We start from the raw sequence: 21,303 nt of genomic DNA, 5'->3' as shown, positions 1-21,303 counted from the left end.
GGGGCCGTGCGCGAACTCACTGCCCGGGTTGAGCTGACGGTGCCGTCCGACGTCGCCTTCGAGATCTTCACCGACGAACTCGGTCGCTGGTGGCCGCCGGAGTTCTCCTGGTCGGGCGCCGGGCAGGTGACCGACATGGGCATCCTGGACGGCGTGCTGTACGAGCTGGGTCCGCACAACCTGCAGTGGGACTGGGGCCGCGTCCTCACCTGGGAGCGCGGCCGGCGGCTCGTGTTCAGCTGGCAGATCGGCCCCGACCGGGTACCGGTCCCCCGTGCCGAGGACGCGACCGAGGTGGAGGTCACCTTCGACGGGTCGGCCGTTCACGTCGTGCATCGCGGCTGGGAGCGGCACGGCGACGCCGGCGAGGAGTACCGCAAGAGCTTCGAGGAAGTCTGGCCCTACGTGCTCGGCCGGTTCGCCGAGTACGTAGGGCTCAGAACGTCAGCGTGAGACCTTCCTCGGCAGCGATCACGTCGCCGTCGAACACCCGCCGCGCCTCCGCCACGGACACCGACCGATCGGACCCGGGCCAGAAGTGCGTCAGCAGCAACCGCTCCGCCCCCTTGGCGCCTTCGGCTGCCTCGGTCGCCGTCATGACATAGCGGGGCTGGGTCTGCGGTGACTCGCCTTGAAGCGTCGCATCCGAAATGAACAGGTCAGTCCCGTCGGCCAGCCGCGCCAAGTCCGGCGACGGGCCGCTGTCACCTGTGTAGGCAACCGACACACCCGGCGCGCTCAGCCGCACCCCGAGGTTCGTCTTGTAGTGCGGCAGCTCCACCGTCTGTACGTCGAACGGGCCGATCCGCGTCGTCGACGCCAGCTCGTGGACGGCGAACACGTCTGCCGGATCCGGGTGCGGCTCCAGGGCCCGCAGTACGTCGAGGACGCCCGGAGCGCAATGCAGCGCGACAGGAGGCTCGCCGGGCGCCTCGTAGTACCGGACCCTGGCCAGACCGCTCACGTCGACGCAATGGTCGGGGTGCTGGTGCGTGACCACAACCGCATCGACCGCGCCCTTCGGGCAGTGCTCGAGCAGGCGCGGCAAGGCGGCGTACCCGAGATCGAGGACGACGCGGAATCCGTCGTACTCGAGCAGGAAACCCGCGCATGCCCGGCCCGCTTCCGGCCAGGCGCCGCAGGAGCCGAGGACCGTCAGCGCCCTCACGCGAACGGCCGGTCGGTCGGCACGATCGTCTTGCCGAGCGGGACCAGCGAGACCGGGATCAGCTTGAAGTTCGCGATACCGAGCGGGATGCCGACGACGGTCAGGCACAGCGCGATCCCGGTGGTCAGGTGACCGAGCGCCAGCCACCAGCCGGCGACCAGGATCCAGATCAGGTTGCCGATCAGCGCGCCCGCGCCGGCGCTGCGCTTGTCGACGATCGTCCGGCCGAACGGCCACAGCGTGTACGCCGCGATCCGGAACGACGCGATACCGAACGGGATCGTGATGATCAGCACGCAACAGATGATCCCGGCGACCGCGTACCCGACCGCCAGCCAGAATCCGGCCAGCACCAGCCAGATCAGGTTGAGGAGCGTCTTCATGTCTCCCAGCGTGCCACCTCGCGGGTGTGATCCCGTACGAGGCCGGCGACAAGTCCGGGATCGTTCCGGGGCATCCAGTGGCCACCCCTGATCACCTTGACGGTGAGGTTCGGGGCCCAGGCCTCGACGCCGGTCTGCAGCGGGGTGGTGACGAACGGGTCGGCGTCGGGCGAGACGGCGAGCACAGGTACGCCGGTACGGCGCGGCGCCGGGCGGAGGAGCCGCGGGACGACGTTCGCGCGGTACAGCTTGATGGGGTTGACGTAGTCGGCGATGGACCGGCCGTCGTGGGAGTGCTGTCTCTCCAGGCGGTTGAACGCGCGGTGCGCCCAGCCTTTGCGCCAGCCACGCTCGGGAAGCCATGGCAGGTGGAAGTAGAAGATGTACCAGGAGTGGATCACTTGTTTGAGGGTCGCGCGGTTGCGGCGGCGGATGAAGTACCCGGCGTGATCCAGCGACGGCCCTGAAATCGAGACGAACGAGGCGATCCGGTCCTGCAGGCTCACTCCGGCAGCCGGCGCGGGGTCGGTGACGAAGTGCCAGGACTGGATCGAGCCCCAGTCATGCGCGAGGACGTGAACCGGCTGATCGGGTGACACCTGGTCGATGACTGCGCGGAAGTCTTCTTGCAGGCGGTCCAGGACGTACGCCCTGGTGCTGCTCGGGTGGTCGGAGAGACCGGCGCCACGCACGTCGTACGTGACCACCTGGAAGTCGTCGGCGAGCAACTCGGCAACGGGCTCCCACATCGTGGCGTTGTCCGGGTAGCCGTGGACGCAGACCAGCACCGGGGCGCCGCTGTCGCCGTACGTGTAGACCGCGAGGCGCGTCCCGTCGGAGCTAGTAGCTGTCGACTTCGAGGGTGGCAAAGGTCATCCCCGCTCTCACCAGTCGCTCACGCAGAGCGGGTCCCATGGCCGCGGCCGTGGTGGTCTGGCCGGCCGTCTCCGGCAGGTCGTCGAGCGCCAGGCACAGGGCGCTCTCGCCGAGCATCTTCGCGGTCTCGTCGTACCCGGGGTCGCGGCCGGCCACCTCGGTGATCACCTGCTTGCCACCGCCGCGCCCGACGAACCGGACGTTGAACCACGACCGCGCCCGCTGCTCGGCGCTCGGACCGTCACCTGGCTGCAGCCGGCCCAGCAACACCTTGCGGACCGGCGGGATCTGCGCGCCCGCGATCAGCAGACCGACACCGCCGATGCCGGCGGCAACCGTCGGGAGATGCTTGACCGCGGCGTAGTGCGAATACCGGAAGTCCGGTCCGTAGCGATCGAGCAGCCGCGCCGAGTACCCGACGATCTGCGGGTCGATCGTCGGCAGCGGGACCGCCCAGAACCCCTGCTGCCGGTGGATCGTCCCAGCGACGGCGCGCGCCGTGCGGCCCGTCGGACGCGGCTCGGCCGAGCGTCGCGCGCGATGCGCGTCCAGGTTCTGCTTCGGCCGGGAGAAGGCGGTGATCGCGGTGTGGAACGTGCCGCCGGACGGACGGCCGCCGGCGCGCAGCAGGCCGTCGACCTTGATCGGCACGTTCTGCGGCAGTTGTTCGACGGTGTACTGCACGCCGAGGTCGTACGGGATCGAGTCGAGGCCGCACGCGTGGATGATCCTGGCGCCGGTCTGCGTCGCGCGCTCGTGATGGCGCACATATATCCGGTCCAGGAACTCCGGCTCGCCGGTGAGGTCGAGGTAGCCGGTCCCGGCCTCGGCGCAGGCCGCGACGAGTGGTTCGCCGTACTGGACGTACGGCCCGACCGTGGTGGCGACGACCTTCGTCGACTCAGCCAGTTCGCGCAACGACTTCGGGTCAGTCACATCGGCGTACAGGATGTCCTGACCGAACTGCTCCAGCTTGGACTTGTTGCGTCCGGCAACCGCCCAGCGCAGGCCCTCGGGTGCGTTCTTCCGCAGGTACTCCGCGGTCAGCGCTCCGGTGAACCCGCTCGCGCCGAGCAGGACGACGTCGTACTCGCGACTCACCGGCGCGCAGCCTTCTCGGCATCGGCGAGCCCGCCGGCGCCCGTCGGCCGGGACGACTCGGCGGCGCCGCGCGCCCGGACGTCGGCGAGCGCGGCCGCGTCGGCCTTCGGCACGCTGAACCGCGAGCCGGCCTCGATGACGTGCGGGATCACCCAGCGGAACACCTTCAGCGCGCCGATCCAGCCCGGCACGTGCACGGTCCGCGAGCGCTTCTTGATGCCGTCGACGAACTTCCCGACGGCGAAGTCCAGCGGATACGTCTTGCTCACCATCGGGATCCCGGTCCGGACCTTCCCGAACACCGGGTGCGTGTCGACACCGCGGACCATGTCGGTGTCGACGAAGGTCATGTGCGCGACGCCGACCCGGACACCGAGGTGCTTCAGCTCCGGCCGCAGCGTGTCCCCCATCGCCTCCACGCCGGCCTTCGACACGTTGTACGACGCGAGGCCCGGGATGTGCACGATCGCGGCCAGGGACGAGACGAGCAGCAGGTAGCCCTTGCTCTCCAGCAGGTACGGCAACGTCAGGTGGACGGTGCGCCAGACGCCGAGCAGGTCGACGTCGAGGACGCGCTCCCACACCTGCGGGTCCATGCTCCGGGTGAAGCCGGGCGCGGCGATCCCGGCGTTGGCCATCACGACGTCGATCCGCCCGTACCGCTCGGCAATCCCCTCGACCGCCGTCCGCAGCGAGTCGGTGTCGGTGACGTCGGCCTCCCACCAGCCGGCGTCCGGGCCGCAGTCCTCGGCGACCTTCTTCAGCTCGTCCGGCTCGAGGCCGACCAGCGCGAGCTTCGCGCCGTCCTCCGCCAGCTTCCGGGCGACCGCGGCGCCGATCCCCCGGGAGGCGCCGGTGATGAGCACGACTTGACCGGCCAACGGACGCATCTGGGACCTCCAGCTTGTTGAGTGGATACTCAACAGTAAGTGCTTGTTGACCGATTACTCAATAGACTGGCCGGGTGAGCCAGACCTCTTCGTCCGGGGCCCGCCTGCGGCCCGAGCAGCGGCGTACCCAGATCCTCGAGGCCGCGCGCCGGGTGCTGCTCGCGGACCCGCACCGCGAGCTCACCGTCGAGCTCGTCGCCGCCGAGGCAGGCGTCTCCCCCGCGCTGCTGTTCCACTACTTCGGCTCGAAGAAGAAGTTCCAGTACGCCGTCATCGAGGAAGCGGCCGCCGAGGTCATGCTGCGCACCGCGCCGGACCCGTCGCTGCCGCCGGACGAGCAGCTCCGGTCCGGGATCCGCGCCTTCGTCCGCGCCGTCCTCGAAGCGCCCCAGCTCTACCGGGCGACGCTGCTGATGTCGGCGGCCGGCGACCCGGAGCTCCGGGCGCTGCACTCCGAGCTGCGCCGCGTCTTCAGCCAGTGGGTGATCGGCGCGGTCGCTGAGCGTGGCATCGAGATCACCCCCGTCGTCGAGCTCGCGTGCCACGGCTGGCAGGGTTACGTCGAACAGACCCTGCTGGTGTGGATCGACAACCCCGACGTCTCGCCGGAGGCCCTCGAACGCCTCTGCGAGGAATCGCTGGACGCGATCCTCTCGACGACCTCCGAGTGAGAGTGATGAACAAGTTCTTCCTGACGGTCCACATCCTCGCGGCCATCCTCTGCGTCGGCCCGGTCACCGTGGCGGCCAGCATGTTCCCGCCGATCGCGCGCCGGATGCTGCAGTCCGACGCGCCGGACGCGGGCGGGCTGGACGTCCTGCACCGGATCACCCGGGTGTACGCGTGGGCGAGTCTCGCCGTTCCCGTGTTCGGCTTCGCGGTCGCCGGCGGCATGCACGTGATGGACGAGGCGTGGCTGATCGTCTCCATCGTGCTGACGCTGGCCGCGGCGCTGGTGCTCGCGTTCCTGGTCGTGCCCGCGCAGTCCGCCGTACTCGCGGCCGCCGGTCAGCCGGCCGAGGTGCGCAGCGGTGTGCTGTCGAAGGCCAAGCTGCTGTCGATGACGAGCGGCATCTTCGGGCTGCTGTGGCTGGTCGTCCTGGTGCTGATGGTCGTCAAGCCCGGGCACACCAGAGGGTAGGGTTCGGCCGTGCTGACGGTTGCCACGGTGAATGTAAACGGGATCAGGGCCGCCTTCCGGCGCGGGATGACGCCGTGGCTGGAGAGCACGGATCCGGACCTCTTGCTGATGCAGGAGGTCCGCGCCTCTGACGACGTACTGCGGGAACTGCTTGGCGGTGAGTGGAACATCGCGCACGCCGAGCCCACCATCGACGGGCACAAGGGCCGCGCTGGTGTCGCGGTCGCGAGCCGGCAGCCGATCAAGGACGAGCGCGGCGAGATCGGGCCGGAGCGTTTCGCCGGGACCGGCCGCTGGGTCGAGGCCGACGTCGTCCTGGACGACGGGTCGACGTTGACGGCGGTCAGCACGTACGTGTTCACGGGCGAGTTCGAGACGCCGCCGCGGCAGGCGGAGAAGTACGCGTTCCTGGACGCGATCACGGCCCGGCTGGCCGAACTGCGCGCGGACGGGCGGCACGTGCTGATGTGCGGCGACCTGAACATCGCGCACCGCGAGGTCGACCTGAAGGCGTGGAAGGCGAACCGCAAGAAGAGCGGCTTCCTGCCCGAGGAACGCGCCTGGCTGGACCGCCTGTTCGAGACCGGCTGGGTCGACCTCGGCCGCCGCTTCGGCGGCGAAGGCCCCGGCCCGTATTCCTGGTGGTCGTGGCGCGGCAAGGCCTTCGACAACGACGCCGGCTGGCGCATCGACTACCAGATCGCCTCCCCCGACCTCGCCGCCGCCGCGACCGGCTGCGTCGTCCACCGTGCCCCGACGTACGCCGAACGCTGGAGCGACCACGCCCCGGTCGTCGCGACGTACGACATCTGAATAGTTCTTGTCCGACGGCGCGGGTAGTCTCGCCGCATGGCTGAGACTTCTTCCGTCACGCCGCCGGTTGCTGCCCGGAAACCGGTCGAGCGGGTGCATCACGGCGATACCTTCGTCGACGACTACGAGTGGTTGCGGGACAAGACCGACGACGAGGTGCTGGCGTACCTGCGGGCCGAGAACGCCTACACCGAGGCCCGCACGGCCCACCTCGAATCGTTGCGCGAGGCAATCTTCAAGGAGATCTCGGACCGCACGCTGCAGACCGACCTGAGCGTGCCCGCGCGGCGCGGCGGGTACTGGTACTACTCCCGCACCATCGAGGGCCAGCAGTACTCGCTGCACTGCCGGGTCAAGGTGGACGGCGACGAACCGCCCGCCACCGACGGCGAGATCGCCGGCGAAGAGATCATGCTCGACGGCAACAAGGTGGCCGGCGACTCCGAGTTCTTCTCGCTCGGCACCGTCGACGTCTCCCCCGACGGCCGCCTCCTGGCGTACTCCGTCGACCTCAAGGGCGACGAGCGGTTCACCCTGCGGATCAAGGACCTGGACACCGGCGAGCTGCTGCCGGACGAGCTGCCCGAGGTGCACTACGGCTCGGCCTGGTCCGCGGACGGCTCGACGATCTTCTACACCAAGGTCGACGACGCCTGGCGGCCGTACCAGGTCTGGCGGCACACCCTGGGCGCGACCGACGACGTGCTGGTCATGGAAGAGCCCGACGAGCGGTTCTGGGTCGGCGTGGACCTGACCCGCAACGAGCAGGCGATCATCATCGCGCTCGGCAGCAAGCTCACCAGCGAGGCCTGGCTGCTCGACGCGCACAACCCGGCCGGCGAGCCCGTCGTCGTCGCGGCCCGCCGCGAAGGCGTCGAGTACGACGTCGAGCACGCCGGCGACCGGCTGCTGATCACGCACAACGCCGACGCCGCGAACTTCTCGCTCGCCTCCGCGCCGCTGGACGCCCCGGGCGACTGGACCCCGCTGATCGAGGGCGACAAGAGCAGCCGCCTGCTCGGCACGGACGCCTTCGCCGACCACGTCGTGCTGCACCGGCGCCGCGACGCCCTCACCGAGCTCGCGATCATGCGGCGCACCGCCGACGGCTTCGGCGACCCCGAGCTCCTGGAGTTCGACGAGCCGATCCACACGGTCTCCCCCGGCCGCAACGACGAGTGGCACGAGACCCGCTACCGCTTCGGCTACACGTCACTCGTCACGCCGGGTTCGACGTACGACGTGGACGTCGCGACCGGCGAGCGGCGACTGCTGAAGCAGCAGCCGGTGCTCGGCGGGGTTGACCTCGGCGACTACACCCAGTACCGCGAGTGGGCGACCGCGCCGGACGGGACCAAGGTTCCGCTCTCGATGGTTGCGCGCAAGGACGTCGCCAAGGACGGGGACGCGCCGGTCGTGCTCTACGGGTACGGCTCGTACGAGAGCTCGATGGACCCGTGGTTCTCGATCCCGCGGCTGTCGCTGCTCGACCGCGGCGTGGTGTTCGCGATCGCGCACATCCGCGGCGGCGGCGAGCTCGGGCGGCACTGGTACGACGACGGGAAGATGCTGACCAAGCGGAACACCTTCACCGACTTCGTCGCGGCCGCCGAGCACCTGGTCGAGGCCGGCTGGACCCGCCCGGAACGGATCGTCGCGCAGGGCGGCAGCGCCGGCGGCCTGCTGATGGGCGCGGTCGCGAACCTGGCCCCGCGGGCCTTCGGCGGAATCGTCGCCGAGGTCCCGTTCGTGGACGCGCTGACCACGATTCTGGACCCGTCCCTGCCGCTCACCGTGATCGAGTGGGAGGAATGGGGTAATCCGCTCGAGAACGCCGACGTCTACGCGTACATGAAGTCCTACTCGCCGTACGAGAACGTCACCGCGCAGCACTATCCGCGCATCCTCGCGATCACCAGCCTGAACGACACCCGGGTGTTCTTCGTCGAGCCGGCGAAGTGGGTGGCGAAACTCCGGGCGACCGCGGCCGGCGATCCCGACGTGCTGCTGAAGACCGAGATGGAGGCGGGCCACGGCGGCCGCAGCGGGCGGTACGACGCCTGGCGCGAGGTCGCGTTCTCGCTCGCCTGGGAGCTGGACACCCTCGGCCGGAGCTGAAAAAGCGGAATATCCGTCCCCGGACGTGTGTTGTGCAACACATCCGGGGCACCGGAACGGCGGATTTCTGTACGGATTCTCAGGTTGTGTCCCGGAGTGTTACGCCGAATAGGCCGTCAGCGCCCCGGGACACCGGTTTCCACGGCGGATTCGCTGCCGGGAACTCTCAGGGAACCTTCAGGGTGTTTACACACTGGTACCGGAATCTTGAACCCTACTCGAGCGTTGCTCTCCATGTAACGACGAAGGGAGTTTCGGTGGCTCGCACGACTCGTGTCCGGAGCACGGACGACGGTATCGACGGCAAGGACAGTGTCGGTCTCTATCTCGAAGAGATCGCGCGCACACCCCTGCTGACGGCTGAGGAAGAGGTCGAGCTCGCTGAGACGGTCGAAGCAGGACTCCTCGCGGAGCAACTGCTGGCCGAGGGGCGGGTTGGACGCAAGAAGGGCGGAGCGCCCAAATATGCCACGGAAGAGGAGCTGGAGTGGCTGGCCGAAGAGGGCCGGCGCGCACAGCAGCGGTTCGTGACCGCGAACCTCCGGCTCGTGGTGTCGATCGCCCGCCGGTACGGACGTTCCCAGATGCCGCTGCTGGACCTGGTCCAGGAGGGCAACACGGGACTCATCCGGGCGGTGGAGAAGTTCGACTACCGGAAGGGTTTCAAGTTCTCGACGTACGCGACCTGGTGGGTGCGGCAGGCCATCACCCGCGGTATCGCGCAGCAGGCCCGCGTGGTCCGGCTGCCGGTGCACGTGGTGGAGCAGCTGAACCAGATCGGGTCCGCACGGCGCACGCTGGAGCGCAAGCTCGGGCGGGAGCCGGAGATCGACGAGATCGCAGCCGAGCTGAACCTGGACCCGGAGCGGGTCACCGAACTGATCCGCATCGGCCGGGACCACATCAGCCTGAACAGCCCGGTCGACGACGAGGGTGAGACCTCGCTGGGCGACCTGATCGCGGCCGAGACCGCGCCGGGTCCGGACCAGCTGGTCGCCGACGCGTCCGACCGCTCGGGACTGTTCAGTCTGGTCGACCAGCTCGACCCGCGGTCCGCGGACGTGATCCGGCGCCGTTACGGCCTGCACGACGGCCGCCAGGCCAAGCTGGCCGACATCGGCGCCGTGCACGGCATCTCGGCGGAGCGGGTGCGCCAGATCGAGCGTGAGGCGCTGGGCCGCCTGCGCCTGCTGGCCGACCCGACGCTCGCCGCGTAACACACCGACCGAAACCCCTCAGGACCCCCTGGCCACGATCTGGCCCGGGGGTCCTTCGGTTTCTACCGGCCCAGCTCGATCCAGGACTCGACCGGCAGGTGGTCGCTCGGGAACTGGCCGTCCTTGCTGAAGGTGTTGATACTCGCCTTCGGGACCCGCAGGCCCGGTGTGGTGAGGATCCAGTCGATCCGGTCACCGTTGGGCGTCAGCGGCTTGTAGCCGTGGAAGGTGGCGTACAGCGCACTGCGGCGCTCGGCGGTCAGCCAGGTGTCCTGGAAGGTCCCGCTCGTCACGAGCTTGTCGTAGACCGTCAGGCTGGGCTTCGCCGCCTCGTTGAAGTCGGCCGTCATGATGACCGGCAGGGCGGGGTCGAAGCCGGCGATCCGCTGCAGGATCAGGTCGGCGGACTTCGAGCGCGCCGTCGCGTCGTACGCCTCCAGGTGGGTGTTGACCGCGTAGAACTGCTTCGACGTCGCCTTGTCCTCGAACCGGACCCAGGTGACCATCCGTGGGCAGCAGCCGCCCCAGGTCTTCGAGCCGATCACGTCCGGGGTGTCCGACAGCCAGAAGTGGTCGAACTCGACCGGCCGGAGCCGGCGCTGGTCGAAGAAGATCATCATGAACTCCCCCTTGCTGCCGCCCTCCCGCCCCAGGCCGATCGAGCCGTACGACGGACCGAGGTCCGCGGCGATGTCCTGGAGCTGGGAGTACAGCCCCTCCTGGGTCCCGAGCAGCTGCGGGCGCGCCTGCCGCAGCTGCTCCCGCATCACGGGACGCCGGTCCGCCCAGGTGTTCGGCGGGGTGTCGCTGGCATACCGCAGGTTGTACGACATGACGTGCAGCGGGCCGCTCGTGGCAGCGGCCTGCTCCGAGGCTGGGGCGGCCTGCGACACCCCGCTGGCGAGCGTCAGGCCGGCAACGGCGGCCGCGACGAGCGCGGCGAGCCGACGGCGCGTGGTGAACATGTCAAAAACCTCCAAGGGCGGATGACAAGGAGGTTGGACGTTAACCAGATCCGGTGAACGGTTGCCAGCCGTAGCGCGTCGCGCACGTGAGGTCAGGCTGCCGCTTCGTTCCAGGAGTCGATCAGCGGGGGCAGCTCGGCCAGGCGCTGGACGGTCGCGTCCGGCGTGCCTTCGGTGTGCCCGATCTGCTCCTGCGGGATCGCGCTGTGCGGCAGGTGGGCGGCACGCATGCCGGCGTTCTGCGCGCCCCAGACATCGTCGAAGAGCCGGTCACCGACGAACAGGCACCGGGACGGCTCGGACACCCCGACCGCCCGCATCGCGGCCAGGAAGGCCTCCGGGTGCGGCTTGGTGTGGGCGATCTCGCTGGTGTAGACCGCGCCGTCGAGCAGGTCGAGCACGCCGTCGCGCGCGAAGACCTCCTCGTGCCGTCGCCGCGGCCAGAGCGTGTTCGACAGGACGCCGACCTTGAGGCCGCGGTTGCGCAGAGCCTGCAGTGTGTCGACGGCGTCCGGCTCCAGCTCGGTGTGCGGGTCCCACTGCCGCTCATACTCCGCGAGGGCCGCCGGGGTCATCACGACCTCGGCCAGCGCGCACACCTCCTCGAGCGTGCTGCTGCGGTGCTCGTCGCGGGAACGCCGCCAGACCGTCCCCTCGGCCGCGACCAGCCGCGCCGCGAACTCGTCGGCGTTGCCGGGGTTGTCAGGGTGGAGCAGCGCAGTCACCGCCCGCCAGGTCTCATACAGAGAAATGTCGTGCCAGGTCGCCAGCGTGCCGCCCCAGTCGAACAGGACGGCTTCGATCTTCGCGTTCGTCACCCGGCACAGCCTGCCAGAGCCGGCCGACAGTTCTCGCCTGCTTTTCAGCTCAGCCGGGCGATCTCCTGCCGGCGGGCCAGCCAGGCGACGGCGATCGCGTAGAACGCCAGGCACGGGATGTCCGCGACGAACAACGTCCACGGCGCGCCGCCCTGCACGTTCCACTGATCACCCCGGCCAGTTGCCGCGGGCAACAGAAAGGCGATCAGGTTGTTCAGCGCGTGCAGCGCGATCGCGGCCTCCAGTCCCCCGGTCCGGACCGTCAGCCAGCCGACCGTCACCGCGAACAGGAAGATGTCCGCCATCGCCCACCCGCTGTACCCGTGCGCCGACACGAACGCGGCGCCGCCGATCACGATCCCGGGCCACGGCGAGCGGAAGACGGTCCGCAGCCGGTGTGCCCGGCCGTTCGGGTCGTCAGGGCCGTACGCGCCGACCGCCTGGATCAGCCAGCCGCGGAACACGAACTCCTCCGCCGCCGACTGGAACGGCACCAGCAGGACGATCACCAGCGCCGGAACGACGAACGCGCCCCAGCCGATCCAGTCCCCGCCGCTGGTCCCGATCGCGTCCTCGGGCGGGAACACGGCGTCGACCAGGAACCCCATCGCGAACGTCAGCACGATGTACCCGAGCGCCGGCAGGCAGCACCACAGCAGCCAGCGCCAGCGGATCCGGTTCAGCACCGAGGCGACGCTCCAGAACGGCCGGCGCTGCACCAGCCACGCGGTCAGGCCGACGAGCGGCGTCAGGACGGCGAGCATCACCAGCGTGACGGCGAGGTTCTCCGTGTCGCTCGGGAAGATGTCGGCGCCGCTCGGCGCCGGGAACGGACCGGCCAGCAAGCGGTGGGCGATCGCCCAGACGACCGCGACGAGCGATGTCACGAAGAAGCCGAGCGCGCCGAGCAGCAGCGTCCCGACGACAGGCCGCCACCAGGCGTGCTTCGGCGTCCGGGCGAGGCGATGGAACGGCGTCCCCGCGGGCGCCGGGACGATGCGGGGCTCGCGGTACGCGGCCGGCGGGTAACCGCCGTACGGCTGGGGGTACGGCGGCGGGTACTGCGGCGGGTACGGAGGCGGGTACGGAGGCGGGTACTGCGCCGGATACTGGGGCGGCTGCTGACCCGGATCTTGGACCGGCGGGCCGTACGGACCCGGAGGTGGGTAGGGGCCGGGGTGGGGCGGCGGCGGTGGAGGCTGCCCCGGCTGGGAGTATGGGCCCGGTTGCGGAGACGGCCCGGGCTGCTGCGGGTCCATGACTGGACTCTAGAAGATCGGGCCAACTGGACGGAGGGAGAACACGGTGGTTACTGAACCGACGCCGGACACGAGCCGGGCGACGAGCGCGCTGCCGCAGTCCGTGCTGATGCCGTTGAGCGGTTCCGCCATCTTCCTGGTGGTGCAGGTCGAGCCGGGCGGCGAGGAGCGCACCCGCGACCTGCTCGAGCGGTTGAGCGGCCTGGTCCGCTCGGTCGGCTTCCGGGTGCCGGCCGGCAACCTGTCCTGCGTCACCAGCATCGGCTCGGAGGTCTGGGACCGGCTGTTCAGCGGCCCGCGCCCCGCCGAGCTGCACCCGTTCGCCGAGCTCAAGGGCGCCACCCACCACGCGCCGTCGACGCCCGGCGACCTGCTGTTCCACATCCGCGCCGCCCACCAGGACCAGTGCTTCGAGCTCGCCGGCCAGATCATGAACGTTCTGGACGGCGCCGCGACGGTCGTCGACGAGGTGCACGGCTTCAAGTACTTCGAGATGCGCGACCTGCTCGGGTTCGTCGACGGCACCGAGAACCCGGCCGGTGATGAGGCCCGCGACGCCGTGCTGATCGGCGACGAGGACCCGGACTTCCGCGGCGGCAGCTACGTGATCGTGCAGAAGTACCTGCACGACCTGAAGGCCTGGAACGGGCTGACCGTCGAGCAGCAGGAGCTCGCCGTCGGGCGGACCAAGCTCGACGACATCGAGCTCGACGACGCCCGCAAGCCCGGCAACGCGCACATCGTGCTCAACGTGATCGAGGACGAGGACGGCAACGAGCTGCAGATCCTGCGCGACAACATGCCGTTCGGCACCGTCGGCACGCAGGAGTTCGGCACGTACTTCATCGGGTACGCCAAGACGCCGGCGGTGACCGAGCTGATGCTGCGGCGGATGTTCATCGGGGTGCCCGAGGGCAACCACGACCGGCTGCTCGACTTCTCGACCGCGGTCACCGGCGGGCTGTTCTTCACACCGCCGGCGGACTTCCTCGACGACCTGCCGCCGGCGCCCTGACAGCTACTCACCGAACAGTGGCGCGTCGACGACACTGCCCCAGCTGAAGTCCACCGGGTCGCCGAAGGTCGCCGGAGCCTTGCCGAGGCTGTTGATCACCGTCGCGGTTCCGTTGGCGTGCCCAACGGCGTACAGGTACCCGGAGCCGGAGTCCTTGTCGATGCCGAGCAGCAGCGTGCCGTACTGACCGCAGCGGCTCGCCATCAGCGTCTCGAACCCTTGCCAGGTGCTGGTCCGCAGCGGCTTCACGACGGGCTTCATCGGCTGGCTGAGCGGAATGTGGATCGTGTAGAGCGCGCCGCCCCGCGTCGTCGCCAGCAAGGTGTCGTACGTCGACGTACGGCTGAGCAGGGTGACAGCCTTGACGGCGGAGAAGCCGGGATACGAACCGGCGGCCTCCCAGTGCTCGACGCCGTCGTTCGTCGGGTTGACGTGCCAGCGGAAGAGCGTGCCGTCGTTGCGAAGGGCGTACACCCGCCAGCTCGGATCGTCGAGCGACCAGGACTGCGTCAGCGTGCGGAACACGTCCCAGCCGCCGCCGATCCGGGTCATGCTGCTTCTGAGGACCTCGCCGCCGGTCCCCTTCTCGACCCACTGGTTCGCCTGGTACATCGCGCCGCCGCTCACGACATGGCCGTTCAGCGACATCTCGTCGCCGAAGTCGTCGTCCCACACCCACTGGCTGCTGAGTGAGATGCTGCGACCGCCGAAAGCCTGCTTGGCCATGACGGTTGCCGGGCTCGCCGTGACCGGCGACGTCGCGACCACGTAGCGGTTCACGGTGTCGCCGCCCGCTGTCAGCGCACCGGCCTGCACCTGACAGGTGCTCGCCCTTGGCGCCGCTGACGCCGGAGCCATACTCGTCAGGACCGGAACAGCCAGGGCCAGGCCCGCCGCTACTGTAATCATCCGCCGCATCTCGACTCCCCCTTCGACAACCGCTCTCCCAGACAACGATGCGCACCGCTCCGTGGAAGTTGCGTGATCGGGGATTGTCGGCGCGGTGCGACAGACTGGGAGCATGTTGCTCACCGAGGTGGTCCAGACGTCGGCCGCGCTGGCCGGGACCCGGTCGCGGCTGAAGAAGGCCGAGTTCATCGCCGACGTGTTGTCCAAGGCCACGGAGCCGGCCGAGATCGAGATCGTGGTGACGTACCTGTCCGGCGAGCTGCGGCAACGGCGGACCGGGGTGGGCTGGCGGACGCTGACGGAGGTTCCGGAGCCGGCGGCCGCGCCGTCGTTGACGGTCGAGGAGGTCGACGCGGCCTTCGCCGGCCTCGCCGAGATGTCGGGCACCGGCGTGCAGGCTCGGCGCCGAGAGGCTGTCGACGCGCTGTTCGGCCGGGCGACGGCCGATGAGCAGCGGTTCCTGCGGCTCCTCGTCGGCGGCGAGCTGCGGCAGGGCGCACTCGACGGTGTGATGGCCGATGCGGTCGCCCGCGCGACCGGCATTCCGCTGGCCGGGATCCGGGCCGCGACGATGTTGCGCGGGGCGGCTGCTCCGGTCGCCGTCGCCGTACTGACCGAGGGCGAGGCGGGGCTGGCGCAGTTCGGGCTTGAGGTCGGGCGCGGCGTGCAGCCGATGCTGGCGCAGTCCGCGACGACTGTCGCGGAGGCCCTGGCGAAGACGGGGACGCCGGCGGCGCTCGAGTGGAAGCTGGACGGGATCCGGATCCAGGCGCACCGCGACGGCGACCAGGTCGTCGTCTACACGCGGACGCTGGACGACATCACCACCCGAGTGCCGGAGGTCGTCAGCGCCGTCCTCGCGCTCGACGCACAGCAGGTCGTCCTCGACGGTGAGCTGATCGCGTTGCGGGCCGACGGTCGGCCGGAGCCGTTCCAGGTGACCGGGTCGCGGACGGCGACGCGCGCCGCGACGGGGCCGGATTCGGTGCCGCTGACGCCGTACTTCTTCGACATCCTGCACCAGGACGGGCAGGACCTGCTCGGGCTCGACGGGGCGGCGCGGCAGGACTGGCTGGCGAAGCTCGTGCCCGAGGAGCGGCGGATTCCCCGGCTGGTGACCGAGGACGCCGAGGCCGGGCAGGCGTTCTTCGCGGACGCTGTGCGCCGCGGCCACGAAGGCGTGGTGGTGAAGTCGCTGACCGCGCCGTACGAGGCGGGCCGGCGCGGGTCGGGCTGGGTCAAGGTGAAGCAGACCCACACCCTCGACCTGCTCGTGCTCGCGGCGGAGTGGGGACACGGACGGCGGACAGGCTGGTTGTCGAACCTGCATCTCGGCGCGCGGGACGAGGAGACCGGCGAGTTCGTGATGCTCGGGAAGACGTTCAAGGGGCTCACGGACGAGCTGCTGCGATGGCAGACCGAGCGGTTCCAGCAGCTCGCCGTCCGGCAGGACGACTGGGCCGTCTACCTCCGGCCGGAGGTGGTCGTGGAGATCGCGTTCGACGGGGTCCAGACCTCGCCGCGGTATCCGGCCGGGATGGCATTGCGGTTCGCCCGGGTGCTGCGATATCGCGAGGACAAGAAGCCCGCCGACGTCGATACTGTCCAGACGGTGCGGGACATCCACCTGGGTACTGGGGAGAGCGTGGGCAACGATGAGTGAGGATCCCGATGTCGTCTCGCGGCGGATCGCGCGCGAGTCGCTGGACCGCGACGACCCGACGGGCTGGTTCGAGAACCTGTATGCCGCGGCCGCCGACGGCTCCGCGGTCGTCCCGTGGGATCGCGGGACGGCGCATCAGCTGCTGCGCGAGTGGATCGAGGAGTCCGAGCCCGACGGCGCCGACAAGACCGCGCTCGTCGTCGGCGCGGGTACCGGCTGGGACGCCGAGCTGATCGCCGACCGCGGGTACGACACGACCGCGTTCGACATCTCCCCGAGCGCGATCGAGGCCGCGCATCGCAACCATCCGGACTCCACAACGCACTATCGCGTCGCCGATCTCCTCGCGCCACCGGCAGCCTGGCACCACGCGTTCGACCTCGTCGTCGAGATCTACACCGTGCAGGCCTTGCCGATCATCCTGCAGCCCGAGGCGGTCAAGCAGGTGACGGAGTTCGTCGCCCCGGGCGGCACCCTGCTGGTGATCGCCGCGGCCCGCGCCGACGACCAGCCGGACGATGCGATCGAGGGCCCACCCTGGCCACTCACCCGAGCCACCATCGAGTCCTTCACCACCCCAGACCTGCACCGGATCCAACTGATCCAATCCCCCAGCCCTACCGACCCCAGCGTCCTGCGGTGGCGTGCGGAGTACCTGCGCGACTGAGCCGCGGTATTAAGGTGTGCCCGATGGGCGCACGCGGTCGCGATGCGCGAGGACCGACCTCGCTTGGGGGAACAGTTGGCCAGCTGGCTTGCTGACGGCCGCGTGCCGGAGTGGCCCGCGCTGGTGATGCGCGCGCGGGAGGCGGCGGTCGCCGTCGGGATGCCGCTGACACGGGCGGGCGGCGGGCCTTCCTGTTGCCTGCCGGCGGTCGGGCAGTTCCTCGCGGTGCTGGCTGCTGGATGCAGGGGTGGATTGATAGGCGAGGCGGGTACGGGCGTCGGCTTCGGGGCGGCATGGATGGCCGCGGCGATGCCCGCCGACTGCCGGCTCGTGACGGTTGAGCTCGACGAGACCAAGGCGGCTGCCGCACGGCAGGTCTTCGCGGACGAGCCACGCGTCGAGGTGGTTCATGGGGAAGCGTTCGAGGAACTGGCGCGCCGGGCGCCCTTCGACCTGCTGTTCGCGGACGGCGGCAGCCAGCCGGCGGAGATGATCGACCTGATCCGGGTCGGCGGGCGATTGGTGAACGACGACGTGACGCCGGTGGGCCTGCTGCCGTCCGATTCGCCGTACCTGACGCACGATCCGAAGCGGGACTTCTTCTTCGACGATCCCCGGCTCATCTCGACCGAGGTGGTGCTCCCGGACCTGCGGAACTCGCTGCTGGTGGGGACCCGGGTGTGTGATGTCTCAGGACATCGGTGACACTCATGGCCAACCACACCATCTGCTCGGCCCGACCGGGCGCGCTCCCTCAGCGGCGGATGAGTGCGTCCGAAGGGTCATCGGTGGACGTGAAACTCGACCAGCTGGTAGAGCAGACGAGGAGGAAGCGACCGCTCGCACGTATCGCATGTCACGGCTCCATCCGTCTCGCACATCGGCCTTCCATCCGCTGGGCAATGCCACGAGCCGCCCCATTTGACGCGTGAGGCGGTAGGCCGAGCCGGTGGCTTGGCCACCAACTCCATCAGACCTGTGCCAACGACCTGGGAGAAACCCATGTCCGTTGCCGTGCAGTAGAGCGTGCCTTCTCGGACCTGAGTCGACGCACCGCAACGGGGACAGAACATGCCCGTCACGGTAACCCGGTCAAATCAGGCTCCGCACGTCGGCAGTTCCGCGCCCCACCGACAGCGGCAAATCCGGACGTTCGGCAACCAGAGGTGCTCAGGAAGCCAGGGACAGGAGCAAGACTCCGATGGCCGCGACGTAGAGCGGCTTGGTCATGTCGAAAGCGCCTGGCGGAAGATCCTTCTTGGGTTTATCGAACATCACCTGCACGGACCGCCACGCACCGCGCAGGTTCCATCCTGAAGCCCGGAGCCCCAGCAACACCCACCCCGCGGCCACACCAAGGCAGGCGAGACCGAGTATGCGCAGAGCTCTCTTCACGATCGGACAGTAACGGACCGCCAAGCCACCATCCAGCCGCTGGAGCAGGGCCGCGCCGCTGTGGATGTGAGCGGATCGCGGCTATGTCCGGGCGATTGATGAGACGCTGCCCGAGTGCAGATCGGCAGCGTTGACCCTGCGGCGGTGCGGGGCGCCAGCGATGGGGACTTGAGGCGGCGTTGGCTCGGAGGTGTGCATCGAGCCCTGCGTGATGGCCGCGTCCTGGGCGAGGTCAAGCCGCCTGGACCGGGATGGAGCTACTACTTCGTCCGTGTCCAGTACGGGGATGGGGACCCGCTTCGGATCTTGCTCAACGCAGCGGTTGGCGTTGTGGCCGCCTCCCGTGATTGCGGTGTTCCACTGTTGGGGCCGTTGGAATTCTGCGATGTGCCGCACGCTCAAGCCTTTCGCAATGCTGGCTTGGACGTTGCATCGGCTGACGCACTCGCGACGCCACTGGCGCCCGAACACACCGCTCTGTTGACCGAGCCTCAGCATCGAGACATCCAGTACCACCGGCCGGCCCGCCTCGGAGATCTACTCTTCAACTGGTTCGATTGACCCAAAAGGCGCCAACCGAAGTTCGGCATGAAGTGCGCGCATCGAGGCTGCCAGATCCGGGCGTTGGATCTACGCGTCCCGCGCAGGGAAGGCTTCCATCAGGGAGACCGCAAGCCAATGGCCACTGAGCTGAGCCATGTGGAGAGCAGAGCCAACCCCGCCGCCTACAGGCGATGCAAGTGGATCTGCGCCTCGGGCGAGGAGGTACGCCGTGACGTCGACGTGAAGCGGTTCGCCGGTCTGAGCGTGTCCGTCGATTTCGACGTTGACCGCGTGCTGGAGCAAGGTCAGACCGCCATCGAGCTCTTCGACGTCGACACCGCCATCGAGCAGCTCTCGGAGCCTCGGCAGGTCCTCGTTCTCGACGGCAAGATGTGCAGGTGTCATTGCCCTTCCTCAGGTTGTCGGCGAAGTGGTACCGGCCTAACACACTTGGACGACGTTCGCCGCAGTAGTCGGGGCCTTGTCGGACGCCTCCATCCCCATCGCGGCATGAGAGTGCGTTCCGCTCAGCGGGCTTTCCGAAGCCGACGGGCGTGGTGTCGCAGGGACTGAGGTCGCGAACGCTGGCCTTCCAGGTCGAGCAGAGCACCGTCCAGTCCGTCGGATGGTGCGCCCCGATCTAGCCAACTGAGAGCGAGGTCCGCCCAGTAGTCGGAGGCTCCCAGCGCGTAGCGGATCAACTCTCGTGGGTCGTAGTTGTCGCTGGGAACACTCGCCTTGTACGGCGACTCCAGGTCTACGAGAAACGGAAGCAGTGGGTGCTCAGGCGTGACCACATCGCGCAGTCTTCCATCAACGCGGTCTACCGCACATCGGCATGACAGTGCGCGGAACGCGGCAGATGAGTGCGTTTCGTCCGTAAGGTGGGCATGCTGGGCCGATGACTGATCTCGCTGCGTGGTCCGATCGGGTGAGCCGCTCCAGCGAGCAGCTGCTGGAGCGCTTTGACAAGCGATACGGCTACCCGCCTGGCGTCAACGTCGTCGTGCCTGGCACCGGGCAAGGTGGCTCCCAGCTGAGCCAGGAACTCGGACCCGGCACACAGGTTCCGCCATCGATCGTGGAGTTCTTCAACGTCATCGACGAGGTGAGCCTGCCCGATGTTTGGAACGGCTACTTTCTCGGACCGGCAACGTGGGTAGCCGCGAAACATGCCGACAGGTACCCCCGCTGGCTGGAGCTCGGGGGCCAGCGGGTCGAGATCCTGGTGATCGGCTCTGACGGCGGCGGCGCCCTCTACGTCGTAGGCGTGGAGGAAGACTCGCCAGTCTTCAGGATCGAGGAGGCAGCGATCGAGTCTGGAGTGCTCTGCCCGACTACGGATCGCCAGGTCCAGAGGCTGGCAGCGAACTTCTCGGCGTTCCTTGAACTGTTCGCCAACAGTCTTGAGTCATACGCCGCCGGGGGGATCACACCCTCTTTCTAGCCTGAGCGGCAGTAGCGCGGACCGACCGCGCACTATGCGGCAAATCCGGACGTCGGTCAGGTCGCGGTCTCGATGCCCATCAACGAGCGCAACTCGACGACCGGTTGAGCGATCGCCTGGGCGTCCGGTCCTGCGGTCAGTGGATCGAGATCACCCGGGTTGTGGACGTCTCCAGGAGGGATTGCGGCTCGGCAGCCACGGCCCGCACAGCGACTCTGGCCCTGCGTCATGTACGCGGGCGAGTTAGGGCAGGTCGGGCTCGGGGTGGTTGGTGACGAAATCGCGGACTGCGTCGTCGCCGATAAGCCCTTCGTCCAGCAGCCACTCGACGGCTCGGCGCTTGGCTCGCACGTCACGAAAGGCATGCCAGACCGGCACCAGCTCGGCGTGTTCCTCGTACAGCTCGTCCTTGAATCGGCGGAAGGCTCCCTTGCCGCGGATTGCCCGCTCCAACCGTCGTCCGACACGCTCGTCGCTGAGCCCCTCCGCGAAGTCAGCCATGTCCTGGTACCAGACATAGGAAGGGAGCGGATCGATGGAAATCAGATCCAACTCGTCAAGCTCGACAGGGTTCTCCCCATCGATCCCGGCATCAGATGTCCAGAACGCAATCTGGCCTGTGTTCGGGTCAATCAGCCAGCGGTGTTCGTAGTCAGTCTGGTCCGACAGCGCGGTTGCGATCTCGTCTACGTCGAGCTTGGCTAGGTCGAGCATTCGTCCAGCGTAGATCCCTGTTCCGGGCTGCTGGGATAGACCCGTTTCGACGGACAGGGTCGGTGTGAGGTGGTCAGGCTATCTGCTTGCCGGTGACTGGGATGGTGGATTCGTACTGTGCGGGGCTGAGGTAGCCGAGGGTGGAGTGGCGTCGGCGGGTGTTGTACCAGCCCTCGATGTAGTCGAAGAGCGCGCTGGTGG

General features: G+C 68.9%; 24 protein-coding genes. 11 read left to right on the top strand and 13 right to left on the bottom strand.

Features of this window, described 5'->3' with window-relative positions:
- Positions 1-6 precede the first annotated feature (6 nt).
- Complete coding sequence (locus tag ACWEOO_RS04285) at positions 7-453, top strand: SRPBCC domain-containing protein (protein ID WP_452141733.1); 447 nt, start codon at positions 7-9, stop codon at positions 451-453.
- On the opposite strand, the gene ACWEOO_RS04280 is transcribed toward ACWEOO_RS04285, so the two are convergent.
- From ACWEOO_RS04280 to ACWEOO_RS04260, 5 genes are read right to left on the bottom strand one after another with little or no spacing between them, the layout of a single operon-like run.
- Positions 437-1,168, bottom strand: coding sequence for an MBL fold metallo-hydrolase (locus tag ACWEOO_RS04280; protein ID WP_452141732.1), 732 nt, complete (start codon positions 1,166-1,168; stop codon positions 437-439). The two genes, ACWEOO_RS04285 and ACWEOO_RS04280, sit on opposite strands and share 17 nt — an antisense overlap.
- Entirely contained in the window at positions 1,165-1,551 is a 387-nt protein-coding gene (locus ACWEOO_RS04275; RefSeq protein WP_359928580.1) for a YccF domain-containing protein, read from the bottom strand. The genes ACWEOO_RS04280 and ACWEOO_RS04275 overlap by 4 nt, the downstream gene beginning before the upstream one ends.
- Complete coding sequence (locus ACWEOO_RS04270; RefSeq protein WP_452141731.1) at positions 1,548-2,420, bottom strand: alpha/beta fold hydrolase; 873 nt, start codon at positions 2,418-2,420, stop codon at positions 1,548-1,550. Before ACWEOO_RS04270 ends, ACWEOO_RS04275 begins: the two co-directional genes overlap by 4 nt.
- Positions 2,392-3,528, bottom strand: coding sequence for a saccharopine dehydrogenase family protein (locus ACWEOO_RS04265; RefSeq protein WP_452141730.1), 1,137 nt, complete (start codon positions 3,526-3,528; stop codon positions 2,392-2,394). The genes ACWEOO_RS04270 and ACWEOO_RS04265 overlap by 29 nt, the downstream gene beginning before the upstream one ends.
- Positions 3,525-4,418 carry an SDR family oxidoreductase gene (locus ACWEOO_RS04260; RefSeq protein ID WP_452141729.1) on the bottom strand — a complete coding sequence of 298 codons (894 nt, stop codon included), beginning with the start codon at positions 4,416-4,418 and terminating at the stop codon, positions 3,525-3,527. The genes ACWEOO_RS04265 and ACWEOO_RS04260 overlap by 4 nt, the downstream gene beginning before the upstream one ends.
- Positions 4,419-4,492: 74 nt before the next feature.
- Here ACWEOO_RS04260 and ACWEOO_RS04255 point away from each other — a divergent pair, with 74 nt between their 5' ends.
- From ACWEOO_RS04255 to ACWEOO_RS04235, 5 genes are all read left to right on the top strand, one after another.
- Positions 4,493-5,089, top strand: a complete 597-nt coding sequence (locus ACWEOO_RS04255; protein WP_452141728.1) for a TetR/AcrR family transcriptional regulator — start codon at positions 4,493-4,495, stop codon at positions 5,087-5,089.
- A 5-nt stretch (positions 5,090-5,094) separates the two neighbouring features.
- Positions 5,095-5,559: a hypothetical protein gene (locus ACWEOO_RS04250; RefSeq protein ID WP_363715767.1), complete on the top strand. Its 465-nt coding sequence runs from the start codon at positions 5,095-5,097 to the stop codon at positions 5,557-5,559.
- A 27-nt stretch (positions 5,560-5,586) separates the two neighbouring features.
- On the top strand, positions 5,587-6,372 hold the full coding sequence (locus tag ACWEOO_RS04245) for an exodeoxyribonuclease III (protein WP_452141727.1): 786 nt from the start codon (positions 5,587-5,589) through the stop codon (positions 6,370-6,372).
- A gap of 36 nt (positions 6,373-6,408) precedes the next feature.
- Complete coding sequence (locus ACWEOO_RS04240) at positions 6,409-8,490, top strand: S9 family peptidase (protein ID WP_452141726.1); 2,082 nt, start codon at positions 6,409-6,411, stop codon at positions 8,488-8,490.
- Positions 8,491-8,747: 257 nt separating this feature from the next.
- Complete coding sequence (locus ACWEOO_RS04235; RefSeq protein WP_452141725.1) at positions 8,748-9,707, top strand: sigma-70 family RNA polymerase sigma factor; 960 nt, start codon at positions 8,748-8,750, stop codon at positions 9,705-9,707.
- A 62-nt stretch (positions 9,708-9,769) separates the two neighbouring features.
- Here ACWEOO_RS04235 and ACWEOO_RS04230 read toward each other — a convergent pair whose 3' ends face one another.
- The 3 genes from ACWEOO_RS04230 to ACWEOO_RS04220 all read right to left on the bottom strand — a co-directional run bounded on the left by ACWEOO_RS04230 (position 9,770) and on the right by ACWEOO_RS04220 (position 12,749).
- Complete coding sequence (locus ACWEOO_RS04230; RefSeq protein WP_452141724.1) at positions 9,770-10,672, bottom strand: endonuclease/exonuclease/phosphatase family protein; 903 nt, start codon at positions 10,670-10,672, stop codon at positions 9,770-9,772.
- Between the two features lie 92 nt (positions 10,673-10,764).
- A complete protein-coding gene (locus tag ACWEOO_RS04225) occupies positions 10,765-11,490 on the bottom strand; it encodes an HAD family hydrolase (protein WP_452141723.1) in 726 nt (241 codons plus the stop codon).
- A 44-nt stretch (positions 11,491-11,534) separates the two neighbouring features.
- The gene (locus ACWEOO_RS04220; RefSeq protein ID WP_452141722.1) at positions 11,535-12,749 is read right to left on the bottom strand and encodes a CPBP family intramembrane glutamic endopeptidase; all 1,215 of its coding nucleotides are present in this window, start codon (positions 12,747-12,749) and stop codon (positions 11,535-11,537) included.
- Positions 12,750-12,795: 46 nt separating this feature from the next.
- Here ACWEOO_RS04220 and ACWEOO_RS04215 point away from each other — a divergent pair, with 46 nt between their 5' ends.
- Positions 12,796-13,764: a Dyp-type peroxidase gene (locus tag ACWEOO_RS04215; RefSeq protein WP_452141721.1), complete on the top strand. Its 969-nt coding sequence runs from the start codon at positions 12,796-12,798 to the stop codon at positions 13,762-13,764.
- A gap of 3 nt (positions 13,765-13,767) precedes the next feature.
- Here the strand turns inward: ACWEOO_RS04215 and ACWEOO_RS04210 are convergent, their stop codons facing one another.
- On the bottom strand, positions 13,768-14,673 hold the full coding sequence (locus ACWEOO_RS04210) for a hypothetical protein (RefSeq protein ID WP_452141720.1): 906 nt from the start codon (positions 14,671-14,673) through the stop codon (positions 13,768-13,770).
- Positions 14,674-14,785: 112 nt separating this feature from the next.
- On the opposite strand from ACWEOO_RS04210, the gene ACWEOO_RS04205 reads away from it, so the two are divergent.
- The 3 genes from ACWEOO_RS04205 to ACWEOO_RS04195 all read left to right on the top strand — a co-directional run bounded on the left by ACWEOO_RS04205 (position 14,786) and on the right by ACWEOO_RS04195 (position 17,708).
- Positions 14,786-16,336 carry an ATP-dependent DNA ligase gene (locus tag ACWEOO_RS04205; RefSeq protein ID WP_452141719.1) on the top strand — a complete coding sequence of 517 codons (1,551 nt, stop codon included), beginning with the start codon at positions 14,786-14,788 and terminating at the stop codon, positions 16,334-16,336.
- Positions 16,329-17,003 carry a class I SAM-dependent methyltransferase gene (locus ACWEOO_RS04200; RefSeq protein WP_452141718.1) on the top strand — a complete coding sequence of 225 codons (675 nt, stop codon included), beginning with the start codon at positions 16,329-16,331 and terminating at the stop codon, positions 17,001-17,003. The genes ACWEOO_RS04205 and ACWEOO_RS04200 overlap by 8 nt, the downstream gene beginning before the upstream one ends.
- Positions 17,004-17,066: 63 nt before the next feature.
- A complete protein-coding gene (locus tag ACWEOO_RS04195; protein WP_452141717.1) occupies positions 17,067-17,708 on the top strand; it encodes an O-methyltransferase in 642 nt (213 codons plus the stop codon).
- A gap of 465 nt (positions 17,709-18,173) precedes the next feature.
- Here ACWEOO_RS04195 and ACWEOO_RS04190 read toward each other — a convergent pair whose 3' ends face one another.
- On the bottom strand, positions 18,174-18,398 hold the full coding sequence (locus ACWEOO_RS04190) for a hypothetical protein (RefSeq protein ID WP_452141716.1): 225 nt from the start codon (positions 18,396-18,398) through the stop codon (positions 18,174-18,176).
- Positions 18,399-19,028: 630 nt separating this feature from the next.
- On the bottom strand, positions 19,029-19,346 hold the full coding sequence (locus tag ACWEOO_RS04185; RefSeq protein ID WP_452141715.1) for a hypothetical protein: 318 nt from the start codon (positions 19,344-19,346) through the stop codon (positions 19,029-19,031).
- 496 nt (positions 19,347-19,842) lie between these two features.
- On the opposite strand from ACWEOO_RS04185, the gene ACWEOO_RS04180 reads away from it, so the two are divergent.
- Positions 19,843-20,388 carry a hypothetical protein gene (locus ACWEOO_RS04180; RefSeq protein ID WP_452141714.1) on the top strand — a complete coding sequence of 182 codons (546 nt, stop codon included), beginning with the start codon at positions 19,843-19,845 and terminating at the stop codon, positions 20,386-20,388.
- A gap of 243 nt (positions 20,389-20,631) precedes the next feature.
- On the opposite strand, the gene ACWEOO_RS04175 is transcribed toward ACWEOO_RS04180, so the two are convergent.
- Both ACWEOO_RS04175 and ACWEOO_RS04170 read right to left on the bottom strand, forming a co-directional pair.
- The gene (locus ACWEOO_RS04175) at positions 20,632-21,102 is read right to left on the bottom strand and encodes a UPF0158 family protein (protein WP_452141713.1); all 471 of its coding nucleotides are present in this window, start codon (positions 21,100-21,102) and stop codon (positions 20,632-20,634) included.
- Between the two features lie 73 nt (positions 21,103-21,175).
- Positions 21,176-21,303, bottom strand: a 128-nt coding sequence (locus ACWEOO_RS04170; protein WP_452142040.1) for an IS3 family transposase, incomplete at its 5' end; no start/stop codon positions are given.

The sequence above is a fragment of the Kribbella sp. NPDC004138 genome, assembly GCF_053603655.1.
This window is presented reverse-complemented; position numbering and strand designations above follow the sequence as displayed.

Bases quoted from the DNA above. Each gene is read 5' to 3' on its own strand.
- ACWEOO_RS04275 (WP_359928580.1), bottom strand. From the start codon at position 1,551: ATGAAGACGCTCCTCAACCTGATCTGGCTGGTGCTGGCCGGATTCTGG.
- ACWEOO_RS04260 (WP_452141729.1), bottom strand. From the start codon at position 4,418: ATGCGTCCGTTGGCCGGTCAAGTCGTGCTCATCACCGGCGCCTCCCGG.
- ACWEOO_RS04250 (WP_363715767.1), top strand. From the start codon at position 5,095: ATGAACAAGTTCTTCCTGACGGTCCACATCCTCGCGGCCATCCTCTGC.
- ACWEOO_RS04240 (WP_452141726.1), top strand. From the start codon at position 6,409: ATGGCTGAGACTTCTTCCGTCACGCCGCCGGTTGCTGCCCGGAAACCG.
- ACWEOO_RS04230 (WP_452141724.1), bottom strand. From the start codon at position 10,672: ATGTTCACCACGCGCCGTCGGCTCGCCGCGCTCGTCGCGGCCGCCGTT.
- ACWEOO_RS04220 (WP_452141722.1), bottom strand. From the start codon at position 12,749: ATGGACCCGCAGCAGCCCGGGCCGTCTCCGCAACCGGGCCCATACTCC.
- ACWEOO_RS04210 (WP_452141720.1), bottom strand. From the start codon at position 14,673: ATGATTACAGTAGCGGCGGGCCTGGCCCTGGCTGTTCCGGTCCTGACG.
- ACWEOO_RS04205 (WP_452141719.1), top strand. From the start codon at position 14,786: ATGTTGCTCACCGAGGTGGTCCAGACGTCGGCCGCGCTGGCCGGGACC.
- ACWEOO_RS04200 (WP_452141718.1), top strand. From the start codon at position 16,329: ATGAGTGAGGATCCCGATGTCGTCTCGCGGCGGATCGCGCGCGAGTCG.
- ACWEOO_RS04185 (WP_452141715.1), bottom strand. From the start codon at position 19,346: ATGACACCTGCACATCTTGCCGTCGAGAACGAGGACCTGCCGAGGCTC.
- ACWEOO_RS04180 (WP_452141714.1), top strand. From the start codon at position 19,843: ATGACTGATCTCGCTGCGTGGTCCGATCGGGTGAGCCGCTCCAGCGAG.
- ACWEOO_RS04175 (WP_452141713.1), bottom strand. From the start codon at position 21,102: ATGCTCGACCTAGCCAAGCTCGACGTAGACGAGATCGCAACCGCGCTG.